Annotated in this window: 1 protein-coding gene; it reads left to right on the top strand. The window is 48.2% G+C overall.

Annotated elements, in window-relative coordinates; genetic code table 11:
• Nucleotides 1-284: hypothetical protein (locus AB9K26_RS00305; RefSeq protein ID WP_369970553.1), on the top strand; the 284-nt coding region annotated here is incomplete at both ends.

The following is a 284-nucleotide window of genomic DNA, read 5'->3' as shown; positions in this document are numbered from 1 at the left end:
GCCAACGATTTGACACTTACTGGTGACGTGACGGACGAGACAGACAACTGCTCAAATGGATTGGAGGCAACATATTCTGATGCAATCACTGAAGGTAGCTGTGCAAATGAGTACACCATTACCAGAACCTGGACACTTGTGGATGAATGCGGTAACGAGAACATACAGATACAGACCATCAATGTGGTGGATACTACTGATCCAACCTTTACGGTTCCTGCTGGCACCATTATCGAATGTGACCAGGACGCGACTGACCTGAACCTGACTGGTGACGTGACGGA

Source organism: Psychroserpens sp. XS_ASV72 (assembly GCF_041224425.1).
Classification (GTDB): domain Bacteria; phylum Bacteroidota; class Bacteroidia; order Flavobacteriales; family Flavobacteriaceae; genus Psychroserpens.
This window is presented reverse-complemented; position numbering and strand designations above follow the sequence as displayed.